The sequence below is a fragment of the Actinocorallia aurea genome, from assembly GCF_054783995.1.
Map to the genome: position 1 here is coordinate 41,239 of NZ_BAAGPQ010000012.1, position 16,379 is coordinate 57,617.

Consider the following 16,379-nt stretch of genomic DNA (forward strand, 5'->3'; position numbering starts at 1 on the left):
GGAGCGCACGAGTCTTTCGCCGACGGTGTGGCATGGCGGCTGCCCGCGGCTCCGGCAGGGCATGGGAGGCGATCGTCCCGGCTCAAGAGGCGCCGTCGCGGAGGTGGACCGATCGCGAGGAGACCTGCGCGTCCGGCTTCGCACCAACGCGGATACGGGCCGGCGGCGCACTAGGATGACGCCTGTAGGAGCCGGAACGCGGGGTGGAGGTGCCTTGACGAGACGTCAGCTCGGGCAGCTCGAAGCCGAGGTGCTGGCCGCGGTGGCGATGGCGGGGCCGATCAGCGCGGCCGAGGCGGCCGAACGGGTTCCGGGCGATCTCGCCTACACCACGATCAACACGATCCTGTTCCGGCTGTACGACAAGGGTCTGCTGACGCGGGAGCGGGAAGGCCGCCAGTTCCGCTACCGGATCGCCGTCGACGAGGCCCGCCTGGTGGCCGACCGGATGCACCACCAGCTCCGGCACGCCAGTGACGCGACGAGCGTGCTGAGCAGGTTCGTCCAGGCGCTCAGCCCGGACGAGGAGCGGGAACTGCGCAGGATCCTCGACCGAGGCGGGCAGGCCCCGTGACCTGGCTGACGCTTCTGCCCGCGGGCATCACGTTGCTGCTCGGCCTCGCACTCGGACGTCTACCGCTGCCGCTCCACCCGGTCTGGGAGGCGAAGGTGCTGGCCACCGTCGCGGCGACGACGACGCTCGCCGCGGTGGGCACGGCGGGCTTCGTGGCGGTGAACTACTGGGCGACGCTGTGGCCGCACGCGGCGGACCGGCTGCCGGAGTGGGTGCTGTTCGGGGACGACGTGCCCGTCCCCGCGCCGCTGGGCGTCGCCGCCTTCGTCCTGTTCGCCGCGGCCCTGCTGGTGGCGGTGCGACTTGCCGTCCGCTGGTCGGGGGAAGTGAGGTCGGCGCGGGAGATGGCACGCGGCGTCGTCGAGACCGAGGTGCCCATGGCGCTCGCGGTGCCCGGCCGCAACGGCGGCGTCCTGGTGTCCCGGGGGCTCATGGACTCCCTGGAGGCCACCGAACTCGGCGTCGTGTTCCACCACGAGAGCTCTCACCTGCGGCACGACCACCACCGCTACCTTGCCTTGGGCGCGCTCGCGGCCGGGATGCTGCCGCCGCTCCGGCGCCTCGACGAGCGGATGCGCTTCGCCTTGGAGCGCTGGGCCGACGAGGAGGCGGCCGAGGCCGTCGGCGACCGGGAACTCGTCGCGCGCACGATCGCCCGCGTCGCCCTGCTGCAGCCGCGGCGCGATCCCGGATTCCTGGGCGCGTTCGCCGACTCAGGCGTCGTCCGCCGCGTCGAGGCCCTCCTCGGCCGGGCCCCCGGGCGCAACCCCGTCGTCGGTCCGATGAGCCTCCTCGGCACCGGCCTGGTGACGGGCCTTGCCGCGTCGATGGCCCTGCACCTGGACCACGCCCTCAACCTCAGCTTCCTCTGAAGGCCCGGCGGCCCGCCCGGCGCGTCGTGCCGGAAGGGCCGCGCGGGGGCCTCACTGCACGGCGAAGCGGATCAGCGCGGGGCGGTCGCCCTGCTTGATCTTGCCGACGCGGTTGAGGACCTCCAGCTGCCAGGAGCCGCCGTTGCGGAAGGCGCGGCAGATCGCGTTCGCGTTGTCGGTGCCGAGGAGGGACGGCCAGATGTCGGCGACCTGGGTGCTGGAGCCGCCGGTCGCGTCGTAGATCTTGAACGAGACGTTGTTGGCCTTGTCGAACGAGCTGCCCCGCTTGAACGCCGCGGCGATGAAGACGATCGACGTGATCGCCGCGGGGACGTCGGCGAAGGTCACGTGCACGGTCTCGTCGTCGCCTTCGGCCGCGCCCGTCTGCTCGTCGCCGGAGTGCCGGACCGAGCCGTTGCCGAGCGGGTCGAGCGAGTCCAGGCCCGCGAACCGCACGGGCTCCGCGCCCTGCAGGAGCACCGCGACGAGGTCGAGGTCCACGCCCTTCTTGCGGCGTGCCAGGCCGAGGATCCCGCCGCTGGCACCCGCCGAGGGATCCCAGGAGACGCCGACGGACATGTGCGTGATGCCCGCGAGGTCCGCGGCGCCGTCTTCTTTGGTGAGGGTGATGGCCATGGTCGCTTCCCGTCTCCGTGCCGGCCGCGCTTCATCGCGCGGCCGTCGAGGTCCGCTCGGCCGCGACGGCGGCTGAGCGCCGCGATCGTCACGCCGACGACTCCCCATGAACTACTACAACAGTAATAGCAACGTATCCGCCCACCCCGGGGTTCCCACCCGGGATGCTCCCCACGAACATGAGACGCCCGCCACGCCGGCGTGCGGCTCGACTTCAGCCGAGCGGGGTCGCACACTGCGGTGGTGGCCCCCGCAGCCCTCGCCGATGACCCGCGGACGGGCAACCGCCTGGACGCCTTCCTTCCCGCCGGTGGACCTCCGCGGCGCCCGGACGTCCCGACGCCCGCGGCGCTCGTCGCGGTCTGGCACGGATCCCGCCTGCTGCCGGTCCACGACCGGCACCGCGCGGCGTGGGAGCTGCCCGGAGGCGGCATCGAGCCGGGCGAGACCCCGCACGACGCCGCTTCGCTCGGCTGACCGTCCGGCGCATCGGGAGCGGCGCGCTGTGGACGTGCGCCGCCGATGCCGAAAGCTCGATGAAGGCTGAGCCGTGGTGCTGCCGGGTTGCGTGGGCCGGACGGAGGATCGCCTACTCGGCCGGGGTTCCGATGTCGAGGGTGCCGACCTTGAGGTGGGCGATCTCGACGGTGCCGGCGGCCAGGTGGTTCACCAGGGCGCGCTTGACCGAGAGTCTGCCGATGGCCAGGGCGCCGATGGCCAGGGCGCCGACCGCGGCGGACCCGAGCAGGAGCGCGCCCAGCGCGAGCGTGCCGGTGGCGCGGGCGCCCACGGCCTCGGCGCCGACGGCGGTCGTCGCTTTTCCGTTGCAGGCGGCGCATCCGCAGCCAGTCGTCTCGTCCATGAGGCATTCCTACCGCATGCCCGGAATCGGGAATCCGGGCCTCGTCGGGGTGCGGCGACCGGAGACGGTCAGCGCGTCACGCGGTAGCGCAGGTGGACCGCTTTCGAGGCGAAGGTGCGGGTTTCGAGCAGTTCGAGGTCCACCCTGTGCTCGTCGCGCGGGAAGAACGGGACGCCACCGCCGACCAGTACCGGGTAGACCCTGGCCCGGTACTCGTCGATCAGGCCCAGCGCCGCGGCCTCGGCCGCGAGGGTCGCGCCGCCGATCGCGATGTCGCCGTCTCCGGGCTCGGCGCGCAGCCGCTCGATCTCCTCGGCCAGGCCGGCGGAGGCCAGCCTGGTGGCCTCGCCCCGCACAGCCGACAGCGTCTTGGAGAACACCACCTTGGGCAGTGGCTTCCAGAGCTCGGTGAAAGCGGATTCGAGCGGTGAGATCGACGGATCCTGGTCCGCGGTCTCCCAGTACAGCATCGTCTCGTACAGCCGTCGCCCCAGCAGATGGACGCCCATCTCCCGCACCTCGTCGGTGGCGAAGCGGAAGACCTCCTCGTCGGGCGCCGACCAGCCGAAGCCACCGTCCGGCCCGACGATGTAGCCGTCGAGCGAGACGCTCATCGAGTAGATCACGCTGCGCATCAGCAGTTCTCCTGAGTGACGGGGCCGACCCCGGGACGGCCGAATCCCCGGGCCCAGCCTGCTCAAGAGATCGGTGCCCGAGATCACCGTGCGGCGGACGGCCACGATCGCAGACGTCCGAGCACAGCGTCAAGGACCGGATTCGGCGGGGCCGGTGGGGTGTTCGGGCGGCCAGGGCGGTCATGGCAGCCGCACCGAGACGTTGCCGCGGTACTCGCCGCGCAGCAGGGCCAGGAACGCGGCGGGGACGCCGTCGATGGTGGTCTCGACGACGGTTCGCGGGTAGACGAAGCGGCCTTGGTCGAGGGCGGTGCGGAAGTGGCGGCCCCAGGCGGCGACCTGGTCGGGCGTCTGGTGGCAGGAGAACGGGAGGAGTTCGACGCCCCGGGCGTGGGCGGCGGCGCGGTCGGGCGCGGGGAAGCGGTCGGCGGCGGCTCCGAGCTGGGTGGACAGCGAGCCGCACAGGGCGAACCTGGCGCCCGGTGCGGCGGCCTCCAGCGCTGCGTCGTACAGTGCGCCGCCCACGGTGTCGAAGAAGACGGTGACGCCCTCCGGGGCCAGTTCCTTCAGTGCGGCGACCGGGTCGCGATGGTGGTCGAAGGCCGCGTCGAAGCCGAGTTCGCGCACGAGGTAGTCGGCCTTGGCCTGGCTGCCCGCGCTGCCGATCACCTTCGCGGCGCCCAGGTTGCGGGCGATCTGCCCGGCCAGCGAGCCGACCCCGCCCGCCGCGCCGGAGACGAACACGACGTCGCCCTCGCCGACCTTGGCCACGTCCGCGACGCCGTGGTAGGCGGTCGGGCCCTGCGCCAGGTGGTAGCTCGGGTCGGGATAGGCGTCGGGGTCCAACCTGGTGTAGGAGGCCGCGGGTCCCGCCGAGTGCGTGCTCCAGCCGCTCATCGACTGGACCAGGTCGCCCTCCCGCAGGGCGGGGCTCGCCGAGCTCACCACGGTGCCGAGCGCCATGACGCCCACCCGCCGCCCCGGCTGCCAGGCCGGGATCGGAAGACGGCAGTCGGCCCGCATGAGTTCGAGGTAGGTGGCGGCGAGACCCAGGTGCGAGGTGCGGACCACGACCTCGCCCTCGATCCGCTGCTGGACGACGGTGAAGTGCTCGGGTCCGGGGACACCGGTGATCTGGGCGGCCAGCTGAATCTCGTGAGTCATCATGGCGGCCACGCTAGAGAGGCTTCCGGCCAGTTTCTGTCCGGAAATGTCGCCATGATGGCGTCATGGCCAACACGAGTTCCCGCACGCTCGCACTGCTGTCGCTGCTGCAGACGCACCGCCACTGGCCGGGTGCGGATCTGGCCGATCGCCTCGGCGTGTCGGAACGCACGCTGCGCCGGGACGTCGACCGGCTGCGCGAGCTGGGGTATCCGGTCCGCGCGTCCCGCGGCACCGACGGCGGCTACCAACTGGAGCCGGGGGCCGTGCTGCCGCCGCTGGTGCTCGACGACGAGGAAGGGGTCGCGCTGGCGGTCGGCATGGGCGACGCGGCGCAGAGCGGCGTCTCGGGCCTGGACGAGGCGGCGGTGCGCGCGTTGACCAAGGTGGTGCAGGTCCTTCCGCCCCGGCTGCGGGCCAGGGTGAACGCGCTGCGCGCGATGACCGTCTCGGCGGCCCCGGCCGGACCCGTCGTCCCCGCGGAGGTGCTGACGACGATCGCCCAGTCCTGCCGGGATCAGGAACGCCTCGGTTTTCACTACACCGCGCGCGGCGGCGCGCGCACCGAACGCGAAGTGGAACCGCATCGCCTCGTCGCGCTCGGCGGCCGCTGGTACCTGCTGGCCTACGACCTGACCAGGCATGACTGGCGCAGCTTCCGCCTGGACCGGCTGGAGCAGCCGCGCAACACCGGCGTCCCTTTCCTGCCGCGGACGCTCCCGGGTGGGGACGCCGTCGCGTTCGTCCGCACCGCTGCCCGGGTTCCGAACCCGCGCACCGTCGTCGTCCTGGTCCACGCGTCCGCCGAGCACGTGCGTCAGGGCGTCGGCCGGTGGGGTGAGGTCGAACCGGTCGCGCCTGACCGGTGCAGGCTCACGATGGTCTCCACCGGCCTTGACTGGCCCACGCAGGCGCTGGGCAATCTCGGCGCCGGGTTCGAAGTGCTCGAACCGCGAGAGTTCGTCGATCACCTGCGCGACTGGGGCACGCGGTTCCTCAATGCCGTCGACAGGTCGGCGTCCCCTGAGCGCGAAGGCTCCCGTCGCAACGCGATGCCGGAGCAGCCGCCCGCCACCGAGCCGACCCACTGAGCGGCGGCCCGCCCGCGCCGGTCACGAGGTCGTCGGGCGGCTGCGGGGCGCGGGGCTGCGCCAGGCGAGGGCGCCGGGGAGGACGGGGAGCCAGAAGGAGAGGGCGCGGTGGGCGAGGACGGCGACGACGGACTCGGTGACGCCGCCACCGAGCATGGTGAGGGCCAGGACGAGGACGGGTTCGACGAGGCCGATGCCGGCGGGGAGCGGGCCGAGGAGGCGCAGCGGCGCGGTCGCGAGGAACGCGGCGGCGAGGGCTCCCGGGCCTACTTCGACGCCGAGGGCCTGGGCGGTGGCGAGGAACGACAGGACCGCGGTGCCGGTGACGGCGGCGCTGCCCGCGAGCAGCGTCGCCATGGCCGCGGGGCCTTCGAGCGCCAGCCCGGCGAAGGCGTCGCGCAGCGCGCGGGGGAGGCCGCGCTGAGCCCGCAGCTGGACCAGCAGGCCGACGCCCGCCAGCACGGCGGCGATCGCCACGAGGACGGGCCAGCGGGGCAGCGTCAGCGGCCCCGACCGTTCGGCGAACGCGGCGGCGACCGCCGATACGAGCCCGGTGACGTGCACGAGCATCCCGGCCAGGCGGGTGCGGCCGACGGCGCCCTCGGCCTCCCGCACGGAAGCGCCGGAGACGTGCAGGTACTCCGAGAGCACGGCGGCGGAGCCGAGTCCCGGTAGGTGCTGCCGGGAGGAGTAGGAGGCGGCGAGCTGCCTGCGCGCGGTCAGGAAGAACGGAAGCCGTCGCCCGTACGCGCCCATCAGGGCGAGCGCTCCGGCGGCGTAGGAGACGCAGATGAGCACCACGGCGGTGGCGAGCCAGCGGAGGTCGGCCCCGGCGAGCACCTCGGCAGGGTCGTGGACGTCGGGCAGCCCCGTCAGGGCGACGGTGGTGGCGGCCATGCCGAGCAGCGCCAGGAGCAGCATCCACGAGCGCGAGGGCAGGCGCGAAAGGCGGGCCTCCTCCTCGGCTTCGAGCCCGGTGGCCCGTCCGATGGCGCTCTTGATCTCCTCCAGCAGTCCGGGCTTCTCGCGCAGCGCCTTGCGCGTCGCGCTGCCGAACGCCAGCGGCTGGAGCAGCGGCACCGCCGCGGCGAGCTCGGCGGGCTCCAGCACCGCGGCGGCGGCCCGCACGGCGCGCTCGGGGCCGGTGCGCAGCGTCGTGGAGCACAGCAGTTCGGCGACGTCCTGGGCGAGCCGCCGGTCGCTCGCGCCGTCCTCGGCGAACCCGAAGTCCACCAGGACCGGCCTGTCCTCGGCGTCCACGAGGACGTTCGCGGCGCGCAGGTCGCGGTGCGCGACCCGGGTCCTGTGCAGCGCCCGCACCTCCTCCCACAGGGCGCGCAGGAAGTCGTCGGACGGCTCGGGCAGGTCGGCGAGCTCCCGCGCGTCCTCCACCGCCTCTTCGGCGAGCAGGTAGGTGCCGCCGCCGCACGGCGCGAGCCCGGCGAACGGCGGCACCCGCACGCCCGCGGCCTCGGCCCGCATCACCAGGCACGCCTCGTGCTGGAGCTGGCGGCGCGGGGTGGAGAACGGGCTCTCGTCCTCCAACCCCCGCAGGGTCGCCAGCCGGGCCAGCTTGAACAGCAGGTCGGCGTCCCTGTGGTCGCGGCTGACGGCCTTGACGAACAGGCCCGCGCCGTCGTCCTCGCGCCGGGCGAGGAACGGGACGGAGCCGCGCGCGTCGGCGTCCAGCGGCCGGACGTCCGAGACGTCCCCGACGGCCAGGCGCAGCCCGCGCACGATGTCGTCGCGGGTCGGCAGGATCGACGGGGTGCCCCACAGAAGGTGGAACGTCCCGCCGATCACCAGGCCGAGCCCGAGGCCGGCGACGACGTCGAACGGGAAGTGCGCCCCGACGTAGACCCGGCTGACCGCGACGACGGCGGCCCAGGCCCAGAAGACGCGGCGGAGCCTGCGCGGCACATGGGCGGAGGCGATGGTGGCGAGGGTCGCGGCGACGGCCGCGTGCCCGGAGATGAAGCCGAGCCCGCTGTCGTGGGCGCCGCGCAGCACGACCTCCTCCAGCAGCGCGCCGGGCCTGCCGCGGTCGGCGAGTTCCTTCAGGCCCTTGGCGAGGAACCACGCGAGCGTGCCTCCCGCCGCGAGTTCCGCGCCCAGCCGCACGCGCCCGAAGGCCAGCGCGACGGCCGCCGCCGCGCCGACCGCGCCGAGCGCCCCCGCCTGCATGAGGACCTCCAGCGGCCGGTACGCCGCGTCGGGCATGCCGTTCACGAGGCGGAAGAGATCGGCCTCGACGGGCAGCAGGAACCCGTCGGCCGCGTAGAGCGTCAGGAACGCCACGAGGAAGACGCCGACGGCGACACGGACGACGTCGCCGGGGTGCCGCGCGGTGTGCGGACCGGTGCGGTTCCAGCGGCGCGGGGCCCGCAGCGCCGGGAACTCCGGTTCGCCCGCGCGCGCACGGGCCGCCGCCGCCCTCTGCGCTCCGACGATCTTCGCGGTGATCTCCTCAAGCCGGTCCCGGTCCCGGCGCAGCGCCTTCACGGGAGCGCCGGAGCGGGCCTTCCCGAAGGACGTCAGCCAGGGCTGCCCCTCGGCGTCGACGACGAACGCGTCCGGCTCGATGGCCCGGTGCGCGATCCGGGCCGCGCCGAGCACGGCGAGCTGGCGCCACAGCTCGTCGAGGAGCGCGTCGGGGACCTCCGGCAGCGCGGAGAGCGGCGTGCCGTCGACCAGGTTCATCGCCAGCACGCAATCGCCCGACGGGTGCGCGGCGAACCGCTCCACGGTCGGCACCCGCGCGCCCCGGTGCCGGGCGAGCTGCAGGACGAACTCCTCGTGCTCCAGCTGCCGCCGCGTCGTGGCGAACGGCGCGCCCGGGAACGTCCCCGGTGAGCGGAGCCGGTCGAAGAAGTCGGCGTCGCGCTGGTCGCGGCCGATCGCCTTGAGGAACAGGCTCCGGTCCGGCGCCCGGTAGACGACCGCGCGGCGGATGTCGGCGCGCAGCGCCTGGAGCGGCACCGAGTCGGGCAGCAGGTCGGGGAAGACCGCGCGGATCCGCGCCCCGGACGGCAGGTGCGGGGGCGTCCCGAGCAGGAACAGCACCGCCGCGCCGACGCCCCAGCCGAGCGCGGTCCCGCCCAGCACGTCCAGCGGCAGGTGCGCGCCCAGGTAGACGCGGGCGAAGGCCACCGCGGCGACCAGCCCCCACAGCAGCCGCCGGTAGGCGCGCGGCAGGTACGCCGAGGCAACGGTGGCCAGCGCGGCGGCGACGGCGGTGTGCCCGGCAACGAACCCGACGCCGCCCGCCACGGCGTCCCCGCGCAGGTGCACCTCCTCCAGCAGGGCCCCGGGCCGGTCGCGTCCGGCCACGGCCTTGACGGCCTTGGCCAGCCCCCAAGCCGCCGCGCCGGCCGCCGCGAGGGAGGCGGCGAGCGTCCAGCGGCGGGCGAGCAGCGCGAGTGCCGCGGTGACGGCGACGGCGCCGACCCAGCCCGTCTGCATGACCGCCCACAGCGGCGCGTACAGCAGGTCGGGAAGCCCGTTGACCAGGCGGAACACGCTGGTCTCCCACCCGCCCGGCACCGGCGTGAGCAGGAGCACCGTCCCGCCCAGAAGGGCGGCGGCCGCGAGCGCGCGCAGGGCGTCGCCCGGATGGTGGAACGTGCGGGGCCGCTCGTCGCGGGAGCGGGTCACCGACCACTGCCACCACAGCCAGGCCAGCCCGCCCGCGGGCAGGTACAGCAGGAACGTGAAGAACCGGAAGAGCAGCACGCCCGCGGCGACCTTCGGCAGGTCTCCGCCGGTCAGGCCGAGCCCGCCGATGAGCGCGAGTTCGATGACGCCCGCGCTGCCCGGCGTCAGCGGGATCGCGGTGACCTGCCGGGCGATCGCGTACACCGCGAACGTCTCGATGACGCCCGCCTCGGTCACCCCGACCGCCAGCAGCGACACGTACAACACGCCGAAGGTCGCCAGGTGGTAGGCCAGGGTCGTCACCGACAGCGGCGCCCACCGGTCATGGACGAGGTCGCGCACCTCGCCGCGGAACAGTTCGAGCTTGTCGGCCCCGATCCGGGGCTTGCCGGGCAGCAGCCGTCCTGCCCGCGACAGCAGCCGGGCGATCTTCTCGGCGGGGAACGTCCCCCAGAAGAGCCATCCCGTCGCGCCGAGCACGCCGACGGCGAGGGCGAGCCCGAGCAGACCCGCGCCGCGCACCCCGTCGGGGACCGCCGAGGTGAAGGCCGCGGCGCCGAGCGCCGCCAGCGGCAGGACGAGCCGGGCGACGAGGTTCCACACGCCCGTCGCCAGAGCCTGCGTGGCGATCTCCTGGAAGCCGAAGCCGACCTTGCGCAGCATGGTCACGTTCAGCGCCGCTCCCGCCGCGCCGCCCGCGGGCAGCCCGTAGGAGACGGCGGTCGTCACCACGTTCACCGCCGCCGCGTCGCGGAACCTTAGCCCGGGAAGACCCGCGATGAGGATCCCGGCCGACGCCGCGACCGACGCCAGCGTCAGCGCGACGAGCCCGCCGAACTCGCCGGCGTCGACCTTGGTCGCGAGGAGGTCCCCCACCTCGCGCACGTCCACGAGCCGCGGCAGCACCGCGCCGAACAACACCGCGGCCAGCACGAATCCGACCACCGACCCGACGACCCGTCGACTCGGCCTCCTGACACGAACACCGCGAAACCGCGCGCCCTTCCGGCACAACATGGGGGGCTCTTCTCTTAGGCGTCTCCAACGCCAACACCCTTTCCGCCCACAACCCCCCAAAACCCCAACCCCGTAGGGCTCCGCTCACTCTCCGCCAGCCCGGAGGGCGACGGTGAAGCCGAGCCGCGGGCCATCGGCAGGTCGACCGGCGGAGCGGCCGGTCGTCGAGCCCCGCAAGTTCCAGCCTTCCGTGCACGGTGGCGCGGTGCCGGTAGAGGCGGCCGAAGCGGTGTCTTAGACGGCGTGGCACAACCGGCTTTCCCCGGAGGCGCACGGCGCTGAGGTGAATTGTTCTTGCCGGGGATCCTCGTTGTTTCGGCATGGGCGAACTGAGGATGCGGTGTGATTGGTGGCGGGGGTCGGTGAAGTTCGGTGGATTCGGTGCGGGGATGGGACTGAAATGTGTCGGGGACTCGTCGGGTGTGTTCGTCGGAGGTTGTGGGATCGGACTAGTTCTGGGGGGAGGTTGGTGGTGGGGGACGATGTTCGTGGGGTGGTGGGGGGCGATTCTTGCCTGACCCCCCAAAGAGAGGTGCGATGGAATGCGCACTTTCAGTAGAGGATTGATGGCGGTCGTGTTCGCGGGCGTCACCCTTTTGCTGGGCAGCCCGCCTGCCGCGGCGGAAGGGAATGCGGCCGATATCGCGGCGGCGATGCAGCAATGGCAGGCGAACAATCCTGAGACGGCCGGGAACCGCGGCAGAACGCCGGGCCTGATCGCCCGCTGGGACGCGGGCGGAACCCAGGTGACGGTCGACGTCGGCGTGAAGAAGCCGAACGGCAACCCCGTGACCGAGAAGCGTGACGTGAACGACCGCTTCCGGGCCGGCAGCAACACGAAGATGCTGATGAGCGTCGTCATGCTGCGGCTCATCGACGCGGGCACGTACACGATCGACGGTCAGCCGCTGACGCTCGACTCGCCGATCCCGCTGTCGATCCAGAGCCAGATCACCGGCTGCAACATCATGTACCAGGCGTGGTACGGCGGGAACACCTCCGAGCTGTGCTTCGACGCCTCGAAGATCACGATCCGCAGCCTGCTCCAGCACACGAGCGGTCTGGAGTCCTACGACAAGATCTACGACTGGCAGGCCAGCGTCGGCGCGGACTTCCTCCTCGGCCCGAACGGCCCGCTGCGCGACGGCCAGTACTACCTGGCACAACTGCTGGCCGACGGGGTGAGCCAGGGCCCGCTGTTCCCCGCCGACTGCGGCCGGAGCACCACGGACGCGATCCTGTGCCCGAGCAAGATCGACAAGGGCTTCTACTACTCCAACACCAACTACGTCGTACTCGCGATGATCATGCGCCAGCTGACGAACAAGAGCTACGGCCAGCTCATCACCGAGCAGATCCTGCAGCCCGTCGGCATGACGCAGAGCAAGATGCCCGCGAGCTGGAACGCCGACGAGAAGACCGGCGTCGTCCGCGACCTCGACAACCCGCACTCCGAGCACTGGACGGGTCTGCGCCTGACCGGCACCGACCCGAAGGACCCGACCCCGCTCGGCCCGTACGACGCCACCCGCTTCAACCCGACCCTCACCGCGGGCGCCGGTGACCTCATGTCCACCACGGCGGACCTGATCAAGTTCGACAAGGCGCTGCTGGGCGGCCAGCTCCTGTCTTCGGCCCGCCTCGCCGACATGATGAGCTGGTACACGCAGTTCGACGAGACCGACGAGTCCCTCGCCTACAACGAGGCCGCCGACGGCGTCGACAACGACCTCGACGGGCTGGTCGACGAGACCACCGCGGGCACCGTCCCCGGTGACCTCGCCGAGGCGAACCACCCTTCGGTCACCGGTGACGCCCACATGACCTATGGCCTCGGCCTGTCCATGCGCACCTTCGACTGCCCGTCGGTGCCCGGCAAGTCGGTGACGGTCTACGGCCACAACGGCTTCGTCCCCGGCTCGCTCACCTACAACTACATCACCCCGGACGGCGGGAAGGCGATGGCGTTCAACCTCAACGCCGACTGGCCCGCCAAGCTCCGCCCGTACAAGGGCAAGAACTCCGGCACCGGCGCGTTCGACGTCGACCTGTACTGGAACTACGAGCTCGTCATGATGTACGACATCCTGCGCGCCGGCTTCTGCTAGCGCCCGCGCGTCGAGGCCGCTCCCGCAACGGCGCGGGGGCGGCCCTTCCTGGTCGAAGGGCCTGGTCGGAGCCCGTCGTGAGGCGCCGGTCAGCGGATGCCGGTGAGGGACTTGATCAGGGTGGTGAGTTCGTCGAGGAAGGCGTCGCGGGGGATGGCGGGGCGGTCCAGGACGTAGCGGATGGTGAGCTGCTGGAGCGCCTGGAGCGCCATCCAGAGCGCGGCAGGGCTGCGCGGGGCCGCGCCGCTCGTCAGGGCCGCCAGGTAGCCCGACGCCAGGTCGGAGGCGCGGCGTTCGATCGTCCTGATCTCCTCGGAGCCGCCGAGGCGGGGCATCTGCTCGACCAGGACGCGGACGAGTTCGCGGTTGTCCTCGGTCGCGTCCAGGACGGCGGCCACGACAGGCCGGACGGCGTCGGGGCCGGGTGCGGCGCCCAGGGCCTCGAACGTCTCGACCAGGCGGGCGCCGATCCGCTCGATCATCCGCTCGACGGTGGCCGCGACGACCGCGTCCTTGTGCGCGAAGTACTGGTACAGGCTTCCGGGGCTGATCCCCGCTTCGGCGGCGATCCGGTGCGTGGAGGCCCCGTCGTAGCCGGACGCGGCGAGAATGCGAGCAGTGGCGTCCAGGATGCTCTCGACCATGCGCCGGGACCGTTCCTGACGTGGGATCTTGCGGGGGATCTGCTTGGCCACACCGTGCTCCGAGCCCTGGAAAAACGCGAATGGTATGCGACTAGATGGTCGCATTATCGTCCTCTTCATGGCGACCACAGCGAACGTCGACCGTCCGAGCCTGCCCGAGCGGCTGATGGACCGGGTCTTCCAGCCGGTCCGCGAGGAGTTCTTCAAGAACGTGCAGTTCACCGAACCGGCGGGCGACGCGGGCTGGTTCGGTCCCGGCAGCGCCGTCTGGCACGTCCACGCGCATCTGCCCGCCGTCCAGATCGGGCTGGCCGCGGCGGCGATGATGGAGACGCTGCATCCGACGATGGCCTGGATGGGCTACGAGCACACGCGGGCGATCGAGCGCGTCGACGGGGTGCCGACCGGCAGGTTCGACGCGAGGGGGATGGCCTCGCGCACCGGCAGGTCGCTGGCGTTCTTCCTCGGCGTGACGCTGGGCCCGACGGAGGTGGCCGACCAGGTCTGCCGGACGGTGCGCGCCATGCACGACAGGATCGAGGGGGTCCGGCCTGACGGCCACGCCTACCGGGCCTCCGATCCGGAGCTGCTGACGTGGAACTACGCCACCCAGGCGTGGGGGCTGGCGGCCGCGCACACCGCCTTCCACCCGCGGCCGCTGCGCGGGGAGGGGCTGGAACGGTTCTTCGCGGAGTACGCCCGGGTGGGTGAGGCGCTCGGCGCGGTCGATCCGCCGCGGACCCGGGCCGGGGTGATGCGGCTCCTGGAGGACTCCGTGCCGCACCTCGGCGTGACCCTGCCGACGGTCCGGTACCTGAATCCGCTGGCGCCGTGGCGGTATCCGGCGTACCAGCGGCCGGTCTACGCGCTGGTGCAGTGGGCCGTGCAGGACCTGCACCCGGCGTGGGCGCAGGAGCTCATGGGCGCGCCGCGGCACACCCCGCCGGGCCGCCTGGCCCGCCGCACGGCGATGAAGGCGCTGGTGAACGCCCTGGGCGGCGCAGGCATCCGCGAGGTCCGTCAGTCGCGGGCACGGGCCGCGTCCCTTCCAACCGAGGCATGACCGGAGCGCCCTGACCCCCGCGCCGACGCGCCCGAACCGCGAGAACGCCGGGGAGGCCGCGTCGGGGCGTCCGGCTCCGGCCCCCGCGTGACCTTTCGGTGGCTGGTTCGTTATGTCCGTGGGGTCCTAGGTGCGGATGCGGCTCGGGGCTTCGGTGGCCGGTGGCGCGGCCTCGGCCGGCATCCGAAGTGGGGGCGTTATGGGACGGTTCGCACAGGTCTTGGCGCGGGTTCTCGACGGGCCGGCGGGGTCGTCCCGGGCGGAGATCGAGCTCCGGACCCGGCGGCTGGTGCTGCCGAGCGTCCTGGTGGCGAACATCGGCGGGGCGCTGGTGGTGCTCGCGCTCGCGATCGTCGTGCTGCCCGACCCGGACGACCTCGCCGACCCCGCGATGCTGCGCCGCTTCAACACCGCGCTGCTGCTGGCCTACCTGACCGTCGCGATCGTGGTCGGCGCGGTCTGGGGGCTGCGCCTGTTCCGTCCCGTGCGGCGGCTGTTCCTCACCGGCCGTCGGCTGGAGGACGACGAACGGCGGCTGATGCTGCGCGCGCCTTTGCGGATGATGCGGGTGCACGTCGCGCTGTGGGGGCTGGCCAGCGTCGGCTGGGCGCTGATCGACCTGTGGTTCTCGCCGCTGATGGCGCTCAAGGTCGGCCTCACCTGCCTGCTGGGCGGCGTCACGACCTGCGCGATCATCTACCTGCTGACCGAGCGGCTCCTGCGCCGTCTCGTCACCGACGCCCTCAGCACGCGCGTGCCCGAAAGGTCCGGCGCGCCCGGCGTCGTGGCCCGGCTGGTGCTCGCCTGGACGCTGGGGACCGCCATCCCCGTCCTCGGCCTCCTCATCTTCGGCGCGGTCGCGCTGCTCGGCGCCGACGTCACCGCGGCGGAGATGGCGTGGGTGTCGCTGACGCTCGGCGGGACCGCGCTCATCGTCGGCGTCGCGGTCACGTACCTCGCGGCCCAGGCCGTCGCCGGCCCGATCGACTCGGTGCGGCGCGCCATCGGCCGGGTGGAGCGGGGCGACCTGGACGTCGAGGTGCCCGTGTACGACGGCAGCCAGATCGGCCGGCTCCAGGCGGGCTTCAACCACATGGTCGCCGGGCTGCGCGAGCGCGAGCGCATCCAGGACCTGTTCGGCCGCCAGGTCGGCGAGGACGTCGCCCGCCTCACCCTGGAGCAGGGCGTGGAGTTCGGCGGGGAGGTCCGGGACGTCTGCGTCATCTTCGTCGACCTCGTCGGCTCCACCCGGATGGCGGCGACCCGGCCGCCGATCGAGGTGGTCACCCTGCTGAACCGGTTCTTCGCCGTGGTCGTCGAGGTCGTCGAGGAGCACGGCGGCTGGATCAACAAGTTCGAGGGCGACGCGGCCCTCGCCGTCTTCGGCGCGCCTTCACCGCTCGACGACGCCGCCACCCGCACCCTCGCCGCCGCCCGCACGATGGCGGCCCGGCTGGCCGCCGAGGTCCCCGAGGTCACCGCCGCGGCCGGCGTCTCCGGCGGCGAGGTCGTCGCCGGGCACATCGGGGCGGTGAACCGCTTCGAGTACACCGTCATCGGCGATCCCGTGAACGAGGCGGCCCGCCTCACCGACCTGGCGAAGAAGACCCCGGCCCTGCTGATGGCCGCCGGACCCGTCCTGGACGCCGCGTCTCCCGCCGAGGCCGCGCACTGGCACGTCACCGGAGAGGTCACGGTCCGCGGCCGCACCCTCCCCACCCGCACCGCGACCCTCCGCCCTCCGGCCGAGTGAGGACCGGGCCGGGAAAGCGGTGGGCCCCGGGGTTCTACCCAGCCCCGGGGCCCTTCGGTCCGCCCGTGTCCGCCGGCGGATTCGTGGCCGGGGATCAGTCGTAAGGACGGTGTGCTCTGCCTTTGAGCTACCGCGCCAGGTGGAGGCGCAGACCGGACTCGAACCGGCATCCCACCGTGCAGTGTCCCCGATCGGCGACCGGCGGTGAGCGGTGCGTGCTGAGACTGGAGCGAGAGCCTGAGCTTGACGGGGCTGCCTCTGCCACTGGGCTACCCCGGCATGGGTGCCGGGGACGGGAATCGAACC

At 73.0% G+C, this 16,379-nt stretch carries 13 protein-coding genes; 7 read left to right on the top strand and 6 right to left on the bottom strand.

Annotation, left to right across the window (positions count from 1 at the left end; translation table 11 throughout):
- Positions 1-214: 214 nt before the first annotated feature.
- Both ACYVOM_RS12645 and ACYVOM_RS12650 read left to right on the top strand, forming a co-directional pair.
- Positions 215-574, top strand: a complete 360-nt coding sequence (locus ACYVOM_RS12645; protein ID WP_460303503.1) for a BlaI/MecI/CopY family transcriptional regulator — start codon at positions 215-217, stop codon at positions 572-574.
- A complete protein-coding gene (locus ACYVOM_RS12650; protein WP_460303504.1) occupies positions 571-1,446 on the top strand; it encodes a M56 family metallopeptidase in 876 nt (291 codons plus the stop codon). The genes ACYVOM_RS12645 and ACYVOM_RS12650 overlap by 4 nt, the downstream gene beginning before the upstream one ends.
- 51 nt (positions 1,447-1,497) lie before the next feature.
- Here the strand turns inward: ACYVOM_RS12650 and ACYVOM_RS12655 are convergent, their stop codons facing one another.
- Positions 1,498-2,082 (bottom strand): TerD family protein, encoded by a 585-nt coding sequence (locus ACYVOM_RS12655; protein ID WP_460303505.1) that lies wholly within the window; start codon positions 2,080-2,082, stop codon positions 1,498-1,500.
- 243 nt (positions 2,083-2,325) lie between these two features.
- Here ACYVOM_RS12655 and ACYVOM_RS12660 point away from each other — a divergent pair, with 243 nt between their 5' ends.
- Entirely contained in the window at positions 2,326-2,559 is a 234-nt protein-coding gene (locus ACYVOM_RS12660; protein WP_460303506.1) for an NUDIX domain-containing protein, read from the top strand.
- Positions 2,560-2,671: 112 nt separating this feature from the next.
- Here ACYVOM_RS12660 and ACYVOM_RS12665 read toward each other — a convergent pair whose 3' ends face one another.
- The 3 genes from ACYVOM_RS12665 to ACYVOM_RS12675 form a co-directional block, all read right to left on the bottom strand.
- Complete coding sequence (locus ACYVOM_RS12665; RefSeq protein WP_460303507.1) at positions 2,672-2,944, bottom strand: hypothetical protein; 273 nt, start codon at positions 2,942-2,944, stop codon at positions 2,672-2,674.
- A 68-nt stretch (positions 2,945-3,012) separates the two neighbouring features.
- Complete coding sequence (locus ACYVOM_RS12670) at positions 3,013-3,579, bottom strand: dihydrofolate reductase family protein (RefSeq protein ID WP_460303508.1); 567 nt, start codon at positions 3,577-3,579, stop codon at positions 3,013-3,015.
- Between the two features lie 180 nt (positions 3,580-3,759).
- Positions 3,760-4,746: a zinc-binding dehydrogenase gene (locus ACYVOM_RS12675; protein WP_460303509.1), complete on the bottom strand. Its 987-nt coding sequence runs from the start codon at positions 4,744-4,746 to the stop codon at positions 3,760-3,762.
- Between the two features lie 62 nt (positions 4,747-4,808).
- Between ACYVOM_RS12675 and ACYVOM_RS12680 the strand changes: the two genes are divergently transcribed.
- Positions 4,809-5,834, top strand: a complete 1,026-nt coding sequence (locus ACYVOM_RS12680) for a helix-turn-helix transcriptional regulator (protein WP_460303510.1) — start codon at positions 4,809-4,811, stop codon at positions 5,832-5,834.
- Positions 5,835-5,855: 21 nt separating this feature from the next.
- On the opposite strand, the gene ACYVOM_RS12685 is transcribed toward ACYVOM_RS12680, so the two are convergent.
- Positions 5,856-10,433, bottom strand: coding sequence for a phosphatase PAP2 family protein (locus ACYVOM_RS12685; RefSeq protein ID WP_460303511.1), 4,578 nt, complete (start codon positions 10,431-10,433; stop codon positions 5,856-5,858).
- Positions 10,434-11,071: 638 nt separating this feature from the next.
- Here ACYVOM_RS12685 and ACYVOM_RS12690 point away from each other — a divergent pair.
- Positions 11,072-12,613: a serine hydrolase domain-containing protein gene (locus ACYVOM_RS12690; RefSeq protein ID WP_460303512.1), complete on the top strand. Its 1,542-nt coding sequence runs from the start codon at positions 11,072-11,074 to the stop codon at positions 12,611-12,613.
- A gap of 89 nt (positions 12,614-12,702) precedes the next feature.
- Here the strand turns inward: ACYVOM_RS12690 and ACYVOM_RS12695 are convergent, their stop codons facing one another.
- Positions 12,703-13,308 carry a TetR/AcrR family transcriptional regulator gene (locus tag ACYVOM_RS12695; protein ID WP_460303513.1) on the bottom strand — a complete coding sequence of 202 codons (606 nt, stop codon included), beginning with the start codon at positions 13,306-13,308 and terminating at the stop codon, positions 12,703-12,705.
- Positions 13,309-13,375: 67 nt separating this feature from the next.
- Between ACYVOM_RS12695 and ACYVOM_RS12700 the strand changes: the two genes are divergently transcribed.
- Both ACYVOM_RS12700 and ACYVOM_RS12705 read left to right on the top strand, forming a co-directional pair.
- A complete protein-coding gene (locus tag ACYVOM_RS12700; protein WP_460303514.1) occupies positions 13,376-14,320 on the top strand; it encodes an oxygenase MpaB family protein in 945 nt (314 codons plus the stop codon).
- 199 nt (positions 14,321-14,519) lie between these two features.
- Complete coding sequence (locus ACYVOM_RS12705; protein WP_460303515.1) at positions 14,520-16,073, top strand: adenylate/guanylate cyclase domain-containing protein; 1,554 nt, start codon at positions 14,520-14,522, stop codon at positions 16,071-16,073.
- Positions 16,074-16,379 lie beyond the last annotated feature (306 nt).